The organism is Enterobacter sp. RHBSTW-00593 (assembly GCF_013784105.1).
Classification (GTDB): Bacteria; Pseudomonadota; Gammaproteobacteria; order Enterobacterales; family Enterobacteriaceae; genus Enterobacter; species Enterobacter ludwigii.
Genome location: NZ_CP056393.1, coordinates 2,189,546 through 2,206,453, shown reverse-complemented (window position 1 = coordinate 2,206,453; position 16,908 = coordinate 2,189,546). Strand labels below are relative to the sequence as shown.

At 56.6% G+C, this 16,908-nt stretch carries 17 protein-coding genes; 9 read left to right on the top strand and 8 right to left on the bottom strand.

Annotated features, from left to right (window positions below; translation table 11 throughout):
- Window position 1: 1 nt before the first annotated feature.
- The 3 genes from HV242_RS10475 to HV242_RS10465 all read left to right on the top strand — a co-directional run bounded on the left by HV242_RS10475 (window position 2) and on the right by HV242_RS10465 (window position 3,208).
- Window positions 2-1,084, top strand: coding sequence for an HlyD family secretion protein (locus HV242_RS10475; RefSeq protein ID WP_014169974.1), 1,083 nt, complete (start codon window positions 2-4; stop codon window positions 1,082-1,084).
- Window positions 1,081-2,460 (top strand): efflux transporter outer membrane subunit, encoded by a 1,380-nt coding sequence (locus HV242_RS10470; protein WP_044866485.1) that lies wholly within the window; start codon window positions 1,081-1,083, stop codon window positions 2,458-2,460. The genes HV242_RS10475 and HV242_RS10470 overlap by 4 nt, the downstream gene beginning before the upstream one ends.
- Window positions 2,461-2,548: 88 nt before the next feature.
- Entirely contained in the window at window positions 2,549-3,208 is a 660-nt protein-coding gene (locus HV242_RS10465) for an O-methyltransferase (RefSeq protein ID WP_032681065.1), read from the top strand.
- Window positions 3,209-3,251: 43 nt separating this feature from the next.
- Here the strand turns inward: HV242_RS10465 and hrpA are convergent, their stop codons facing one another.
- The gene (hrpA, locus tag HV242_RS10460) at window positions 3,252-7,154 is read right to left on the bottom strand and encodes an ATP-dependent RNA helicase HrpA (RefSeq protein WP_032678113.1); all 3,903 of its coding nucleotides are present in this window, start codon (window positions 7,152-7,154) and stop codon (window positions 3,252-3,254) included.
- A gap of 205 nt (window positions 7,155-7,359) precedes the next feature.
- On the opposite strand from hrpA, the gene azoR reads away from it, so the two are divergent.
- On the top strand, window positions 7,360-7,965 hold the full coding sequence (gene azoR / locus HV242_RS10455) for an FMN-dependent NADH-azoreductase (RefSeq protein ID WP_025204253.1): 606 nt from the start codon (window positions 7,360-7,362) through the stop codon (window positions 7,963-7,965).
- A 96-nt stretch (window positions 7,966-8,061) separates the two neighbouring features.
- On the top strand, window positions 8,062-8,745 hold the full coding sequence (locus HV242_RS10450; protein WP_032678112.1) for an RluA family pseudouridine synthase: 684 nt from the start codon (window positions 8,062-8,064) through the stop codon (window positions 8,743-8,745).
- A gap of 7 nt (window positions 8,746-8,752) precedes the next feature.
- Here the strand turns inward: HV242_RS10450 and HV242_RS10445 are convergent, their stop codons facing one another.
- Complete coding sequence (locus HV242_RS10445; RefSeq protein ID WP_014169968.1) at window positions 8,753-9,292, bottom strand: DUF2058 domain-containing protein; 540 nt, start codon at window positions 9,290-9,292, stop codon at window positions 8,753-8,755.
- Between the two features lie 171 nt (window positions 9,293-9,463).
- Between HV242_RS10445 and HV242_RS10440 the strand changes: the two genes are divergently transcribed.
- On the top strand, window positions 9,464-10,438 hold the full coding sequence (locus HV242_RS10440; protein ID WP_014169967.1) for a DUF1852 domain-containing protein: 975 nt from the start codon (window positions 9,464-9,466) through the stop codon (window positions 10,436-10,438).
- Window positions 10,439-10,464: 26 nt separating this feature from the next.
- Window positions 10,465-11,493, top strand: a complete 1,029-nt coding sequence (locus tag HV242_RS10435; protein ID WP_025204256.1) for a methionine synthase — start codon at window positions 10,465-10,467, stop codon at window positions 11,491-11,493.
- Window positions 11,494-11,496: 3 nt separating this feature from the next.
- On the opposite strand, the gene HV242_RS10430 is transcribed toward HV242_RS10435, so the two are convergent.
- Window positions 11,497-12,429: a LysR family transcriptional regulator gene (locus HV242_RS10430; protein WP_014169965.1), complete on the bottom strand. Its 933-nt coding sequence runs from the start codon at window positions 12,427-12,429 to the stop codon at window positions 11,497-11,499.
- A 99-nt stretch (window positions 12,430-12,528) separates the two neighbouring features.
- Here HV242_RS10430 and HV242_RS10425 point away from each other — a divergent pair, with 99 nt between their 5' ends.
- Both HV242_RS10425 and HV242_RS10420 read left to right on the top strand, forming a co-directional pair.
- Window positions 12,529-12,963 carry a DMT family transporter gene (locus HV242_RS10425; protein ID WP_032670472.1) on the top strand — a complete coding sequence of 145 codons (435 nt, stop codon included), beginning with the start codon at window positions 12,529-12,531 and terminating at the stop codon, window positions 12,961-12,963.
- A 4-nt stretch (window positions 12,964-12,967) separates the two neighbouring features.
- On the top strand, window positions 12,968-13,438 hold the full coding sequence (locus HV242_RS10420) for a DMT family transporter (RefSeq protein ID WP_032681070.1): 471 nt from the start codon (window positions 12,968-12,970) through the stop codon (window positions 13,436-13,438).
- Window positions 13,439-13,440: 2 nt separating this feature from the next.
- On the opposite strand, the gene HV242_RS10415 is transcribed toward HV242_RS10420, so the two are convergent.
- Genes HV242_RS10415 through HV242_RS10395 form a run of 5 tightly spaced genes read right to left on the bottom strand, consistent with a single transcriptional unit; the run spans window position 13,441 to window position 16,907 of the window.
- Window positions 13,441-13,968, bottom strand: a complete 528-nt coding sequence (locus HV242_RS10415; protein ID WP_050736759.1) for a DUF3833 domain-containing protein — start codon at window positions 13,966-13,968, stop codon at window positions 13,441-13,443.
- Window positions 13,965-14,489, bottom strand: coding sequence for a hypothetical protein (locus HV242_RS10410; RefSeq protein ID WP_050736758.1), 525 nt, complete (start codon window positions 14,487-14,489; stop codon window positions 13,965-13,967). Before HV242_RS10410 ends, HV242_RS10415 begins: the two co-directional genes overlap by 4 nt.
- Complete coding sequence (locus HV242_RS10405) at window positions 14,486-14,971, bottom strand: DUF2878 domain-containing protein (protein WP_014169960.1); 486 nt, start codon at window positions 14,969-14,971, stop codon at window positions 14,486-14,488. Before HV242_RS10405 ends, HV242_RS10410 begins: the two co-directional genes overlap by 4 nt.
- The gene (locus HV242_RS10400) at window positions 14,968-16,188 is read right to left on the bottom strand and encodes an SAM-dependent methyltransferase (protein WP_047744609.1); all 1,221 of its coding nucleotides are present in this window, start codon (window positions 16,186-16,188) and stop codon (window positions 14,968-14,970) included. The genes HV242_RS10405 and HV242_RS10400 overlap by 4 nt, the downstream gene beginning before the upstream one ends.
- Window positions 16,185-16,907: a DUF1365 domain-containing protein gene (locus tag HV242_RS10395; protein WP_050736757.1), complete on the bottom strand. Its 723-nt coding sequence runs from the start codon at window positions 16,905-16,907 to the stop codon at window positions 16,185-16,187. Before HV242_RS10395 ends, HV242_RS10400 begins: the two co-directional genes overlap by 4 nt.
- Between the last annotated feature and the right edge of the window lies 1 nt (window position 16,908).

Genomic DNA, 16,908 nt, shown 5'->3' with positions numbered 1-16,908 from the left:
TATGAGTCAGCAGGATGCCGCTAAAGAGCAGGCCAACACCCGTAAAAATGTCCGTATCGTTTCGGTTTTCACCGCGGCGGCAATCGGTATTGTCGGCGTACTGGTGATCCTCTACGCCTGGCAGCTACCCCCGTTCACCCGCCACTCGCAGTTTACTGATAATGCCTACGTGCGCGGACAGACGACCTTTATCAGCCCGCAGGTTAACGGCTATATCACTGAGGTGAAGGTGCAGGATTTCGACCGGGTCAAAAAGGGCGAGCTGCTGCTGCAGATTGATGACCGTATCTACCGCCAGCGGGTGCATCAGGCCGAAGCGCAGCTGGCGATGAAGATTGCCGCCCTGAACAACAACCTGCAACAGCGCAAAAGCGCCGAAGCGGTGATCGCCAAAAACGAAGCGGCTCTGAAAAATGCCCGCGCCCAGAGTCTGAAATCCCAGGCGGATTTGAAACGCGTAAAGGACCTGACGGCGGATGGTTCACTGTCTATCCGTGAGCGCGACGCCGCGCTGGCAAGCGCAGCCCAGGGCAGCGCCGACATTGACCAGGCGAAAGCCACGCTGGAAATGTCGCGCCAGGATCTGCAAACGGTGATCGTCAATCGCGGCGCGCTGGAGGCGGATGTGGAAAACGCCAAAGCGGCGCTGGAGCTGGCGCAAATTGACCTGCAAAACACGCGCATTGTGGCGCCTCGCGACGGCCAGCTTGGTCAGATCGCCGTTCGTCTGGGCGCTTACGTTACCGCCGGAACCCACCTCACCACCCTCGTGCCGCCTCAGCACTGGGTGATCGCCAATATTAAAGAGACGCAGCTGGCGGAGCTTCGGGTGGGTCAGCCGGTGAAATTCACCGTCGATGCATTAAATGATAAGGCCTATCAGGGCCGCGTGGAGAGCATCTCTCCGGCAACCGGCGTTGAGTTCAGCGCCATCACGCCGGATAACGCCACGGGTAACTTTGTCAAAATTGCCCAGCGTATTCCGGTGCGAATTGAAGTATTGGGTGACCAGGAAGCCTATCAGCTTCTGCGTCCGGGCATGTCGGTGCAGGTGACCATTGATACGCGGGAGGCGAAGCAATGACCCTTCGCCCGATAGCCGTTCTGATGATCATGACCGTGCTGGCCGGTTGCCAGTCGGTCGACGTGAAACCGGCGCAGCCGTCGCTGCACATCCCCACGCAATGGCGAGCAACAGCAGGCCCGGCAAGCCCTGCAGAACAGCTCTGGTGGCGTAATTTCCACGACAATAATCTGAACCGCTATGTGGACCTGGCGCTTAAGAACAACAGCGACGTGCTGATTGCCCGCGAACGGATTAACGAGTATCAGGCACGGGTCTACGCGGCCGACGGCAGCCTGTTTCCGTCGCTGGATGCTGGCGTCACGGGCACCCGCGCGCGGACACAATCTGCTGCCACCGGTCTGCCGATCTACAGCAGCCTGTATAAAGGCAGCCTCACCGCCAGCTATGATGTCGATATCTGGGGCGTAAACCGCAGCACCGCGAATGCGGCTGAAGCCTCGCTGGACGCGCAGAAAGCCGCGGCGGCGGCGGCAGATCTTACCGTGGCATCCTCGGTCGCCTCCGGCTATATCACCCTGCTGTCCCTCGATGAACAGCTTCGCGTCACCCGCTCCACGCTGAAGTCTCGGGAAGAGGCATTCACTCTCGCTAAACGCCAGTTTGAAACGGGCTACAGTTCACGCCTGGAGCTGATGCAGTCCGACTCCGAACTGCGCTCCACGCGGGCGCAGGTTCCCCTGCTGCAGCATCAGATTGCACAGCAGGAGAACGCCCTGAGCCTGCTGCTGGGGAGCAACCCGGGCGAGGTCGCGCGCAGTGAAAACTTCGCGGCCCTGACGCCCCTGACATTGCCCTCGCAACTGCCCTCCTCGCTGCTTAATCGCCGTCCGGATATTGTGCAGGCTGAAAAGCAACTGGTTGCGGCTGATGCCTCGCTGGCTGCCTCAAGCGCCAGCCTGCTGCCGTCGATCAACCTGACCGCAACCGGATCGATACAGGATCGCACGCTCTCCGGCTTACTCGACAACCCGCTGCAGCTCTGGAGCGTCGGCGGCAGCATTCTTGCTCCGCTGCTCAACCGCCAGGCGCTGAACGCACAGGTGGATATTTCGCAGTCCCAGCGCAACCAGGCGCTTTACAGTTATGAAAAAACCGTCCGTAACGCCTTTGCCGAGGTCAATAACAGTCTTGATGCTATCACGCGCTATCAGGAACAACTGACGGAGCTGCTTGCCCAACAAGATGTGGCGCAAGAGACGCTGCGCATAGCGCAAAACCGCTATCGCAACGGCTATTCGTCGTACCTGGATGTGCTGGATGCCCAGCGCACGCTGTTCTCGGTACAAACCAGCGTCGTGCAGGTCAAAAATAACCTGCTGCTGGCGCAGGTTGATTTGTACAGAGCACTGGGCGGAGGCTGGAGCAACGCGTGACCTGATACCCCACAAGCCCTCTCCGGCATGGAGAGGGCGAAAACCGGATCGCAGCGCAACCCGGTGTTTGCCACTCAGGAGTCAATCTATGCAACAACAGTGGTCTGCAGTCGATAATTACATGATCTCTTCACTCATTCCCGAGGATGATATCCTCCAGCGGGTGCTGGAAAACAACCAGCGAGCTGGTTTACCCGAACATGATGTCGCAGCCAATCAGGGGCAGCTGCTGGCGCTTTTTGTCCGCATGACGCAGGCACGGCGGATCCTTGAAATCGGCACGCTGGGCGCCTACAGCACTATCTGGATGGCGCGTGCGCTGCCACCTGACGGGAAGTTGATCACCCTCGAAGCGGACCCCATCCATGCCCGCGTTGCACGTCAGAATATCCAGCTGGCGGGGCTCAGCGATCGGATTGAGCTCATTGAAGGCCCTGCGCTGCACTCTCTTGAACACGTCGGTGATGTTCCACCGTTCGACCTGATCTTTATCGATGCCGATAAGCCAAACAATCCGGGGTATCTGGAGTGGGCACTGTACTACTCACGCCCGGGAACGCTGATCGTCGGGGATAATGTGGTTCGTGACGGCGAAGTGATTAACGCGCAAAGTGACGATGCCCGCGTACAGGGCGTCAGACGATTTATTGAGATGATCGGGGATAACCCGCGCCTGACGGCGACCGCGCTACAAACGGTGGGCAGTAAAGGATGGGATGGCTTTACCCTGGCCGTGGTGAATCGCTAAACGCAGATGCCCTCTCTCACAGAGAGAGGGCGAACACCCGACGTTACGCCGAAATCTGCTCCATTGCCTGCAAAATACGTTTATCCGAAATGGGATACGGCGTTCCGAGCTGCTGGGCAAAGAAGCTGACGCGCAGCTCTTCGATCATCCAGCGGATCGCCTGCACGTCTTCATCGTCACGGCGCGCCGGCGGCAATTTGTTGAGCCACTGCTGCCATGCCTTCTGCACGCTTTCCACTTTCAGCATCTGCGCGCGGTCACGATGCGGATCGATAGCCATTTTCTCCAGACGTTTTTCGATCGCCTGCAGATAACGCAACGTATCGCCAAGGCGTTTGAAGCCGTTGCCGGTAACGAATCCACGGTACACTAACCCGGCCATCTGCGCTTTCACGTCCGACAGCCCCAGCGCCATGGTCATATCCACGCGCCCTTTCAGGCGTTTGTTGATATTGAACACGGTGGTGAGGATCTGCTCGACCTGTTTCGCAATGTCGACCACGGTGTCGTTCAGTTCTGCCCTGACTTTCTCATGCAGTACCGCAAACTCCGCTTCTGACCAGACAGGACCGCCCGCCTCGTGGATAAGCTTGTCCACACCACAGGAGATGCAGTCGTCAATCAGATCCAGCACTTTACCGTATGGGTTAAAGTAGAGGCCAAGCTTGGCTTTGTTCGGTAACTTCTCGTGCAGATATTTAATCGGTGACGGAATATTAAGCAGCAGCAAACGACGCAGACCACGCCACATCATCTGCTGTTGTTCCTGTGGATTATCAAAGAGTTTGATGGCCACGCTGTCACGCTCATCCACCAGTGCAGGCCAGGCCTTCACCCGGTAGTTGCCGCGTTTTTGCTCATAGCTTTCCGGAAGCGCGCCAAAGCTCCAGATGTGCAATCCGCTCTGCTCGATACCGTCATCAGCCACCGCAGAAAGCGTCTCCTGGACTTTACCTTTCAGCGCCTCTTTCAGTTCGGTCAGCGATCGGCCTTCCTGCAGCTTTTTGTTTTTGTCGTCCACCACGCGGAAGCTGATTTTCAGGTGATCGGGCACCTGATCCCAGTGCCAGTCGTCGCGGTCGACGGTTACGCCCGTCATGCGCCTGAGCTCACGCTCCAGCGAATCCAGCAGCGGCAACTCCAGCGGCGTTACGCGGCCTAAAAACGCTTCGGCATAGTTTGGCGCAGGCACAAAGTTACGACGCACCGGTTTTGGCAGCGATTTGATCAGCGCAATCACCAGCTCGCGACGCAGCCCCGGAATTTGCCACTCGAATCCGCTCTCTTCGACCTGGTTTAACAGCGGCAGCGGAATGTGTACGGTGACGCCATCCGCATCCGCGCCCGGCTCAAACTGATAGGTCAGACGCAGCTTGAGAGAGCCCTGATGCCAGAAGTTCGGGTAATCGAGTTTGCTGACCGACTCCGCTCCCTCTTTGATCAACATGCTCTTTTCAAAGTTGAGCAGGTCCGGGGTCTCTTTGCTGGCCTTCTTCCACCAGCTGTCGAAGTGGCGGGCAGAAATCACATCGTGGCTGATACGCTGGTCGTAAAACTCAAACAGCGCCTCGTCGTCGACCAGAATGTCGCGGCGACGGGATTTATGCTCAAGCTCTTCCACTTCGGCACGCAGTTTGAGGTTTTCACGGAAGAATGCATGACGCGTCTGCCAGTCGCCCTCCACCAGCGCGTGACGAATAAACAACTCCCGACACAACGCGGGATCTATCTGGCTGTAGTTAACCTTGCGCGCGCCAACCACCGGCAGACCGTAAACGGTCACTTTTTCGGTCGCCATCACCGCGCCCTGCGCGCGCTCCCAGTGCGGTTCACTGTATGAGCGCTTCAGCAGGTGCTGGGCAACAGGTTCAACCCATTCGGGATCAATGCGCGCCGCAATGCGGCCCCACAGGCGGCTGGTTTCCACCAGTTCGGCCACCATGGTCCATTTAGGCGGTTTCTTGAATAAACCGGACCCCGGGAAGATGGAGAAACGGGCGTTACGCGCCCCGGTATACTCCTGCTTGTCGGCATCCTTCATCCCGATATGGGAGAGCAGCCCGGTCAGCAACGCAATGTGAATTTCGCGGTACTCCGCCGGTTCACTGTTAACCGGAATGCCCAGCTCTTTCACCACCTGACGCAGCTGCGTGTAGATATCCTGCCACTCGCGCACGCGCAGATAATTGAGGAAATCGACGCGGCACTGGCGGCGGAACTGGTTCGACGACAGCGCTTTCTGCTGCTCGCCGAGGTAGTTCCACAGGTTCACAAAGGCGAGGAAGTCGGACTCTTTATCGTGGAACCGACGGTGTTTTTCATCAGACGCCTGCTGCTTGTCCATCGGACGCTCGCGCGGATCCTGAATCGAGAGCGCGGAGGTAATGATCATTGCTTCACGCACACAGCCGTGTTTCTGTGCTTCCAGCACCATGCGCGCCAGACGCGGGTCAACCGGCAGCTGGCTGAGCTGACGGCCCAGCGGCGTCAGTTTGTAGGCGCTAGCCTGCTCGTCGGTGGTGATGGCACCCAGCTCTTCCAGCAGGCGCACGCCGTCCTGAATATTGCGCTTGTCCGGCGCTTCGACAAACGGGAACGCGGCGATGTCGCCAAGCCCTAGCGCAGTCATCTGCAGGATGACCGACGCCAGGTTGGTGCGCAGAATTTCCGGGTCAGTAAACTCCGGGCGCGACAGGAAATCGTCCTCGGAATAGAGGCGAATACAGATCCCTTCCGACACACGGCCGCAGCGGCCTTTACGCTGATTAGCGGAAGCCTGAGAAACCGGCTCAATTGGCAGGCGCTGCACTTTGGTGCGGTAGCTGTAGCGGCTGATACGCGCCGTACCCGGGTCAATCACATATTTGATGCCCGGCACGGTAAGCGAGGTTTCCGCCACGTTGGTGGCCAGCACAATACGACGTCCGCTGTGCGGCTGGAACACGCGGTTTTGTTCGCTGTTAGACAGGCGCGCATACAGCGGCAGAATTTCGGTATGGCGAAGATCGCGCTTGCTGAGGGCGTCAGCGGTATCGCGAATTTCCCGTTCGCCGCTCAGGAAAATCAGAATGTCGCCCGCGCTTTCATTTCCCAGCTCGTCGACGGCATCAAAGATGGCCTGCAGCTGGTCGCGCTCGGTATCGTCCGCGTCTTCCACTATCGGGCGATAGCGCACCTCCACCGGATACGTTCGGCCAGAGACCTCGATAATCGGCGCATTGTTGAAATGCTTTGAGAAACGCTCCGGATCGATGGTGGCGGAGGTGATGATAATTTTCAGGTCCGGGCGACGCGGTAACAGTTCTTTCAGATACCCGAGCAGGAAGTCGATATTCAGGCTGCGTTCGTGCGCTTCATCGATAATGATTGTGTCGTACTGCATCAGCAGACGATCCTGCTGGATTTCCGCCAGCAGAATACCGTCAGTCATCAGCTTGACCATGGTGTTATCGCTAACGTGGTCGCTGAATCGCACCTTATACCCAATGCAGCCGCCGGGCTGCGTTTGCAGCTCTTCGGCAATACGGTTCGCCACGGTACGCGCCGCCAGACGACGCGGCTGGGTGTGACCAATCAGCCCTTTCACCCCACGCCCCAGCTCCATACAAATTTTCGGCAGCTGAGTGGTTTTCCCTGAACCGGTTTCCCCTGCGACAATCACCACCTGGTGGTCGCGCACGGCGTCAAGAATGTCCTGTTTTTTCTGACTGACCGGCAGGTTTTCCGGGTAGGTAATCTCCGGACGTGCGGCTTCGCGCAGCACGACTTTCCCTGCCGCCTGTTCAATCTCTTTCGCCATCTCCTGATAAATGGCCTGTTGTGCATCAGGATTTTTAACCTTCTTCACCCCGTGCAGACGGCGGGCAAACCGCTGTTTATCACGCAGCATCAGTGAATCAAGCTGTTGCAGGAGCATCGGGAAGGTTAATTTTTGTTGTTCTGTCATAGCGTTAACGGGCAGTGCACTGCCGGGTAAAATCTCTTTTTAATGATTGCTATAGAGTATCACATTGGCGCTTTGAGTGCCTTATTCAAAAAATTCGAACATAGACTTCGATATATTGCGCTATCCCTGCGACAGGATTGTGAATAGAGTGTCAACAAGCAACGGGGCAACCCCCTTCAATCAAATGCAAAAACAGGAATCACCCATGAGCAAAGTATTAGTATTGAAATCCAGTATTCTGGCAGGGTACTCACAGTCTGGTCAGCTTTCTGACTACTTCGTTGAACAGTGGCGTGAACAGCATTCTGCTGATGAAATCACCGTGCGTGACCTGGCTGCAAACCCGATTCCTGTGCTGGATGGCGAACTGGTTGGCGCGCTGCGTCCAGGCGACGCTCCCCTGACGCCACGTCAGCAGGAAGCCCTGGCCCTCTCTGACGAGCTGATTGCTGAACTGCAGGCGCACGACGTTATCGTGATCAACGCGCCAATGTACAACTTCAACATCCCTACTCAGTTGAAGAACTACTTCGACCTGGTGGCCCGTGCCGGCGTAACCTTCCGTTACACTGAAAACGGTCCTGAAGGTCTGGTGAAAGGTAAGCGTGCGATTGTACTGACCAGCCGTGGCGGTATTCACAAAGACACCCCAACTGACCTGGTTGCACCGTACCTGACTCTGTTCCTGGGCTTCATCGGTATCACCGACGTGAATTTCGTGTTTGCTGAAGGTATTGCCTACGGCCCGGAAGTTGCGACCAAAGCGCAGACCGACGCGAAAGCCGCTATCGACAGCCTCGTAGCCGCTTAATCATCCCCCTCTCACCGCCTGGTGGGAGGGTTTCTTACTGTCCCCACCGCTAAAAATTCGCTATCATCCGCACCCACTCTTCTGTCGGGCCGTCTGATGTCTGCGATTATAGATTCTTTTATTGCCCCACCGTGTCACGACGAGATCGAGATCCTCTGGCAGGACGAACATCTGGTCCTGATTAATAAGCCTTCCGGTCTGCTCAGCCTTTCAGGCAAAAATCCGCAAAACCGCGATTCAGTGCATTATCGACTGGTACAGACGTTTCCCGGCTGCACGCTGGTGCATCGTCTGGATTTCGGTACATCCGGGCTGATGGTGATTGCGCGCAATAAAGCGATTAACGCCGCCCTCTGTCACCAGTTTAGCCAGCGCGCCGTGCGAAAGGTATACAGCGCCCTGCTTTGCGGGCATGTGGAACACGACGAGGGAGTGATTGATGCCCCGATTGCTAAAGATCCGGCGCTGTTTCCGCTGATGTCGATTTGTGCAATTACCGGCAAACCCGCACGCTCACGCTATCAGGTGATGGACCGGTTTTATGATGCGGCACTGCCGTTAACGCGGGTCAGACTGACCCCGGAGACCGGGCGAACCCACCAGCTGCGTATTCACTGCCAGCAGTTGGGCTACCCTATTTTAGGCTGCGATCTGTATGGTGGTCTTGCACTGCCGGGCACCGAACAGATACCACGGCTGATGCTGCACGCCAGCGAGCTGGATTTTGTGCATCCGGTGAGCGCAGAGGCAATTAACGCCCGTCACGCCGCACCGTTTTAAGCGCTGCTTACCACATCAAATCGTCAGGAATTTTGAAATCTGCGTACGGATCGTCTTCATCCTGCTCTTCCTGACTCAGGGCGCTGTTTAACACGATACTCTCGGCATCGCGCTGGGCGATTTTATCGGCCACCACTGCCGGGATAATCGCATAGTCGCAGTCGCCATTGGCATTAATCACCAGACGCGCAATCGCCAGGCGGCCATTGATCAGCTGGGCCTGCGTCTGCTTGTCGACCTCGATTTTTTTGATGAGATTGCCGTCGGTAAAGTTAAAGGCGATGGTGCCTCTGGTCACGGTGATGCGGTTCATTTCGATCAGCTGCTTGACCTGCGCTTTAAACTCTTTCGCCAGCGTCGCCTGCTTCTGCTGCTCGCTCAGCTGCTTGTCACGCTCGAGCTGCGCTTTTTTATTCTCTTCTACTGCTTCCCTTGCTTCACGGGCCTGAACGCGCGATTTCTTGGCCGTGCGCTGAACTTTAGCCATCTTCTTACTGCTGACTAAGCCTGCTTTCAGCATCTGCTCTTGTAGGGTGAGTTTTGTCATGATCGTTTCTAAACCGTATTGAAATTTTGGGGATTATACCTGGAAAGGCGCTGTTCATGAAGATAGCTCATGTTGCAGTGAAATTAAGTCACTTCCCCTCCGTCACGGGCTCAGGCATAAATTATGCATTGGTAACTTCTTAGCAACAAGAACTTAGGATGTATAACGACGATGAGTAATGCTTTTACATTTAGCCTTAAGCGTAGTTGCTTTGATGAAAATTATAACCCTTCAGAAAATACGCGTACCACCACCAACTTCGCCAACCTGGCCCGTGGCGAAAAACGCCAGCAAAACCTGCGTAATACGCTGGTGATGATGAATAACCGTTTTAACGCGTTAGCGCGCTGGGACAACCCAAAAGCCGATCGCTATGCGCTCGAACTGGACATTATTTCTGTGGATTTGCATATCGGCGCTGAGAAGCCCTTCCCGGCTATCGAAATATTGCAGACAACGATCGTTGATAAAAAGACCCATGAGCGCATCGACGGTATCGTTGGAAATAATTTCTCGTCCTATGTCCGCGATTATGATTTCAGCGTCTTGCTGCCGGAGCACAATAAAAATCAGTCCCGCTTCGCGATCCCGGATAATTTTGGTGAGCTGCACGGCACTATTTTCCGGCATTTCGTTAACTCACCTGAATACAAAGAGAACTTCAAAAAGGCACCGGTGATCTGCCTGAGCGTCTCCAGCAAAGACACCTACCGCCGCACGGGCAACCAGCACCCGGTGCTGGGCATCGAGTATCGTCCGGACGGTACATCCTTAACCGAGCAGTATTTCGGGAAAATGGGTCTGCAGGTTCGTTACTTTATGCCTGAGAATAGCGCAGCGCCGTTTGCGTTTTATTTCACCGGCGATTTATTACGGGATTACACCAACCTGGAGTTGATTAGCACCATCAGCACCATGGAGACTTTCCAGAAAATTTATCGCCCTGAAATTTACAATGCGAACTCGACAGCCGGAGAATGCTACCAGCCCGATCTGAATCATGAGGATCATTCATTAACAAAAATTGTTTATGACCGCGAAGAACGCAGCCGGCTGGCAATTGAACAGGGCAAATTTACGGAAGCGTATTTCATCAAGCCCTATAAACCTCTTCTTGAGCAGTGGTCAGGTCACAACACGCTTTAATTAATCAATAATAAAGGTCTTCTACTATGAAAACATTGCTCCCGACTTCAACGGCTGGCAGTTTGCCTAAGCCAACCTGGCTTGCGCAACCCGAAACGCTCTGGTCGCCATGGAAATTGCAGGATCAGGAATTACTTGCCGGTAAACAGGATGCGCTGCGTTTATCTCTGGATGAGCAGATCCGTGCGGGCATTGATATTGTCAGCGACGGGGAACAGACTCGTCAGCACTTCGTCACCACCTTTATTGAACATCTCAGCGGCGTTGATTTTGAGAACCGCCAGACCGTGCGAATTCGTAACCGCTATGACGCGAGCGTGCCGACCGTGGTGGATGCCGTCGCGCGTCAAAAACCGGTGTTCGTTGATGACGCAAAGTATTTACGTCAGCTCACGGATAAACCGATCAAGTGGGCTCTGCCCGGCCCGATGACCATGATCGACACCCTCTATGACGCTCACTATAAAAGCCGCGAAAAGCTGGCCTGGGAATTTGCCAAAATTCTCAACCAGGAAGCGAGGGAGTTAGAAGCGGCAGGCGTTGATATCATCCAGTTTGATGAACCGGCCTTTAACGTGTTTTTTGATGAGGTGAACGACTGGGGTATTGCCGCGCTGGAACGCGCCATCGAAGGTTTGCGCTGCCAGACCGCGGTCCATATCTGCTACGGGTATGGCATCAAAGCCAATACCGACTGGAAAAAAACGCTCGGTTCAGAATGGCGGCAGTATGAAGAAGCCTTCCCTAAACTGCAGACGTCCAATATCGACATCATCTCGCTGGAGTGCCACAACTCCCGCGTACCGATGGACCTGCTGGAACTGATCCGCGGCAAAAAGGTGATGGTGGGTGCCATTGACGTGGCGACCAATACCATTGAGACGCCAGAGGAAGTGGCCGATACGCTGCGTAAAGCGCTGCAGTTTGTCGATGCCGACAAGCTGTGGCCATCAACAAACTGCGGGATGGCCCCGCTCTCACGTCAGGTAGCCAACGGAAAGCTCAACGCCCTGAGCGCCGGCGCCGACATTATCCGTAAAGAACTCGGCGCGTAATCGCTACGTCTGCCAGTAAGGCGGGGTGCCGAAAAGCGCCACGTAATGATCAATCACCGCCCTGACGTTCAGGGGCGGATGACGGGCGTGAGGATAGATCGCCGCAATGTTCAGCGGCTCGGTGTTTATGGCGCACTCCCGTTCCGCGAGGAGTGCGACCAGTTCCCCCTTCTGCAGTCTGTCGCCAATCAGCCAGTCCGGAAACAGCACGATCCCCATCCCGCCCAGCGCGGCAATGAGCAGCGACTCCGCATTATTGGAGGTCATCAGCGGCACCACGGGGTAATGTACCCAGGCTTCCCCCTGACCTCGCACCAGCCAGCGATTGGGACCTGACGACCCGCGGTAGACCAGGCACCGGTGGCGACTGAGGTCATCCGGCCCGTCTGGCACGCCGTGTTTTCGCAAATAGTCCGGCGACGCGGCCAGATGGTAACGCTGCTGGCCAAAAACCCGCGCGTGAAAGGTTGAATCCGTCAGCATGCCGATGCGAAAGATAACGTCGGCGGCATCTTTGTGCGGGTCGATAAAGTCATCGGTCAGCGTCAGCTCTATATTCAGCCGGGGATACCGCGCCGCCAGTGCAGGCAGGCCAGGGGCAACGTGCCGCTGCCCAAAGTACACCGGGCCATTTATGCGCAGCGTGCCGGAAGGCTCCGTCGAACGCTCATCCAGCTCCCGACGCGCCTCCTCCAGGCTTTCCACCATCGCTCTGGCGTAGCGGATAAAAAGGTGGCCGCTTTCCGTTGGGATCACCGCCCGGGTATTACGATAGAAAAGCTGCTGGCCGAGCGCATCCTCAAGCTGATGGATAACGCGTGAAACCTGCGAGGCAGACATCCCCTCCCGCCGGGCGACCACAGAAAAGTTTTGCGCTTCGTAAACCGCAATAAAAACCCGCAGCGAGCGGATATTCATATTTCCGGCATCAACCATTAGTGCATTTCCTGCAAAGGTGTTTCCTGCATTATGGCATTTTTCTCATCGATGTTCAGGTCTAGTCTGTTTCACCTTCAGAACGTAGAGATAATGAATATGCAATGGTTGTTAATTTTACTGGTTATTCTCGGCGGCATGGGCCTCTCTGTAGAGGCTGGCTTGCTGGGGCCACTGGGTGGGGAAGTCGGCGATTTATGGGCCACGTTCAGTATTTTCGGTACAGGTGCCGCGCTGACGTTTCTGCTGATGCTGTTTTTCAGCCCGCGTAACAGTCCGTCGTTTTTCGCACAGCCCGCATGGCAACTGCTCGGCGGCGTACTCGGGCCCGTTTACGTCGTCATTTTGACCCTCGCCACGCCGGCCATCGGCATTGCCCTGACGATGATTGGCATTCTGGCAGGTCAGGTCTTTAAGAGTCTTATCATTGACCACTATGGGTTGCTGGGCACCACGCCCAGAAAGATTAACGGTAAACGCATCATCGCGCTGCTTTTCATCATTGCCGCGCTGGTTCTGGTTGCACAGGGGTAACAAAATGACACTGATTATGATTATGTTGGCAGTGTGTGGCGGCGCGACGCTGAGCATCCAGGCCGCCATCAACGGACAGCTGGGAAGCAGCGTGGGCGTCTTTAAAAGCGCGTTTCTGACGTTTTCCGTTGGTGCGCTGGTCACCGCCCTGCTAATCTTCTTCTTTGAACCCAAACAGGCCGTTACCCTGATGGACGTGCCCAAATGGCAGCTGCTCGGTGCCCTGTTCGGCGTGCCCTACATTGTGATAATGGTACTGGCGGTACAACGTATCGGTACCGCCGTTGCCACGGTCGCGGTGATCTTCGGCCAGCTCACCATGAGCATGTTGATTGACAGCTTTGGCTGGCTGGGTAACGCCGTCATTCCGTTTTCGCTGAGCCGTCTCGGGGCCATCGTCTGCCTGGCCATTGCGCTGATCTTCATCTACCTCAGCAGCAAAACCCCAGCCGAACCGGCGCCCGGGAGCGAGTAACGTCACGCCTTGCGGGTAAAGAACAGCGTCACCGTGGCGACGGTGACGCCCAGTTTCTTCAGCTCTGTTTTATTGAACAGATGGGTTTCATCCTGCAGGTACATCCAGTCGTCAAAGTGCAGCAGCCAGGTGCTGCCATTGGCTTTCACCTGCATGCTGTAATGCCAGTTGAAGGCGTTTCCCGCCGCCTGCCCGGTTGCCACCCCTTCGATATCCCCTGCCGTGCCTTCGTAGCGATCGTCACCCATCCGTCGGATATGCCATACCCGCTGCTGCTTTTCGCCGTCGTCATAGACGAAATGTTCATTGAGCGTCAGCGTATCGCCGATAACGTCCCCGGCAATCTCAACGTGAAACCGGCGCAACTGTTTACCGCTGCGATCCTGCACCATGCCCCACGCTTCGGTTTTCCCCTGAAAATAGTGGAAGATATCCAGCTTCGGCTGCTGCTGACGGTATTCCGTCACCTCTGTACTGCAGCCGGCCAGCAGCATCGTTACCGCCAGCGCGATGACCAGTATACGTTTCATTGTTGCCCTCCTGTCAGCTGCTGACGCAGCGCGGGATATTGCGTGCGGGGACTGAGCCAGATTGCCAGAAAGCGCGTGCTGAACGCGGCGGACTGACGTGGTCCCAGTGGAATAAAGTCTTTCTGCGCCGCCGAAGCGCGGTACCAGAACTGCCCCTGCCTGTCGGTGACCACAAACGCCAGCTGGCTGCCCGGCCCAACATCGGGCCAGAGCGACTGGAGCATACGCAGCCATGCTTCGCTTTGGGGCTCCTGCTCGAGGATCCCCTGCGCCTGCCACTGATCGCGCGTTGCCTCAACCAGGTCTTCACGGTCGATTTCACGCGCGTAAGTGATGATCAGCGCCCGATCCCCGTTCTCCCCACTGTAACGCCCCTCCGGCGTGCGAAGCTGTGAGGTATAGACGGTGAACGGCCCCCAGGTCAGCGTGGCGTCACCGACCTTGCGCCATGTCAGCCAGTCGGCAGCCTGAGCCACGGGGGACAGGATTATCAGCCAGAGAAGCAGTGCCGCAGCTCTCATTTTTGTCTCCCCACCAGCAGATGGAAAAACAGCATCAATACCAGCCAGCCCGGTGCCATCCAGCTGATGACAATAAAGGTCGGCTCCAGAAAAGTAATGGCACCAAGCCGTTCGCCAATCAGATAGGCGACAGGCCCGCCCACGGTTGCCAGCAGGGTCAGCAGCCAGCCGGGTAATGTTGTTGTGCGCGTCAGCTGAGTCCAGACGGTGGCGAACATCAGCCACAATGCCACCATCCACAGCGGCATCAGTGACTCACCCGTAAACGCAAGCAGGCCCGTCAACGCCCAGAGCGTATCCAGCAGGCTCCCTGCCGCGGCCAGCGCAATGGCGTAAAGTCGGTACGCGGACGGCAACAGCAGGCAGGCCACAACCGCCAGCACGATCCAGATAATCAGGCCCTGCTCGCGAAAGAGCACCACCAGCGCCCAGTAAAAATCGAACGCGATAGCCAGCAGAAAGACCTGCAAATAATGTTTCATACGCGCTCGGCGGTCAGCTGCACCACGCTGATGGTGCGGGCGTTAAACCCGGCTTCGCAGTAGCCGAGGTAGTACAGCCACATCCGACGAAACCGCTCATCGAACCCAAGCTTTTCAATCTCCTGCCATGCATGCACGAAGCGCTGGCGCCAGAGAGCCAGCGTGCGGGCATAGTCGGGCCCCATATCAAAGAGATTGCGCATCACGAAATCGGTGTGGCGTGTCATAAGCTCATTCATGGCGGTGATGCTTGGTAAAAAACCGCCGGGAAAAATGTAGCGCTGGATAAAGTCGACGCTTTTGCTGTAGTCGCGATAGCGCTGGTCCTGAATGGTGATGGCCTGTATTGCCATACGACCTCCCGGTCGCAGCCTGGCCTGACAGGTGCGGAAGAAGGTTGGCAGATAGCGCTGCCCCACGGCCTCAATCATCTCTATCGAGACCAGCTTGTCGTACTCTCCGGTGAGGTCGCGGTAATCGCACAGCAGTACCTCAACGCGATCCTGCAACCCGGCGCGGACAATCCGTTCTTTCGCCCAGAGATACTGCTCCTGCGACAGCGTCGTGGTGGTCACCCGACAGCCATAATGACGGGCGGCATATTCCGCCATCGCACCCCAGCCGGTGCCAATTTCCAGCAGGTGATCATTGGCGTTCAGCGCCAGCTGATCGCACAGGCGAGCCATTTTGGCCTGTTGAGCCGCCGTGAGATCCTGCTCATCTGCGGTGAACAGCGCACTGGAGTAAAGCAACTCGTTGTCCAGAAAATGGGCATAGAAGGTGTTACCCAGATCGTAATGCGCGGCAATATTTTCGCGGGCCTGGGCGCGTGAGTTTCGCCGCGTCCAGTGACGAAGCCGTTCAAGTGGCCTGCTGAACAGACGAAATCCCTTTTCCAGCCGGCCAAGCACCTGCCCGTTAAGCGCCAGGATCTCAAGCAATGGTGTGAGCTGTGTGGTTTCCCATTCGCCATCCATCCAGGCCTCAGCGGCGGCGAGGCTGCCCCCCGTTAAGACACGCCAGTACACGCCCGGGCTCAGGATCTGAACGTCCGCATGCAGCGCAGCGGATGTCTCGCCGAAATGGAACGTCTGAGCACCCTCACGCAGGGTCAGCGAGCCGCCGCGGATACCGCTTAACAGACGAAACAGCAGCCAGCGCGCGATGCGGACGTTGCGCGGGATATCGGGTTCAAGCGCAAAGACGGGATCGGTCATGAGCGTTCACTCCTGCTGACGGGATGGTTATACAGCGGCACGCGCTTGAGCCACAGCCGCAGCGCCTGCCAGTAAATAGCGAAAACGGTTTTGAGGGTCATCAGTGGAATGCGCAGCAGCAGCGACCGCAGTGCCGCCCGGGTAAGCGGCTCCCGGCGTAGCGCCAGCGTGGCGTCAAACACCTTCGCTTCCTGATGGTTTTCAATGTGCATATGCAACGAGTCGTCAGGCGGGTTAAAGCGCCAGTGGTAGACCATGTCCATCGGGTTAAAAGGGGAAACATGAAACGCTTTTTCTGTGGGACGCGCATCCTGCCCATTCACCGCGTAGTAATGACGCTCATTCCACGGGGTATTGCGAACTTCCGCCAGCACCCAGCGCAGCGTCTCCGCCCGGTCATAGCAGTAGTAAAAGTTGACCGGATTAAAATGGAATCCGAAGTAGCGCAGCTGCGTCAGGAGCATAACCCGCCCCTGCGGCCGTTCTCCGGTCAGGCTTTCAAGCCTGGTGAGGACATTATCTTTAAGCGGCGTGCCCAGCGGATAATCCGCATCATGGAACGAGGCGGCGGCAACACGATTGCGACGGACCCCGACCGCGGGCAACGTCTCCAGCTCATCGAGATCGAGCCAGGCCATAAAGACGCTGTAGCGGAACTGGTGCGCTTTCGGCCGGAAGCGACGATGGCGTAATACACCGTGATAGAGGCAGCTGTTCATT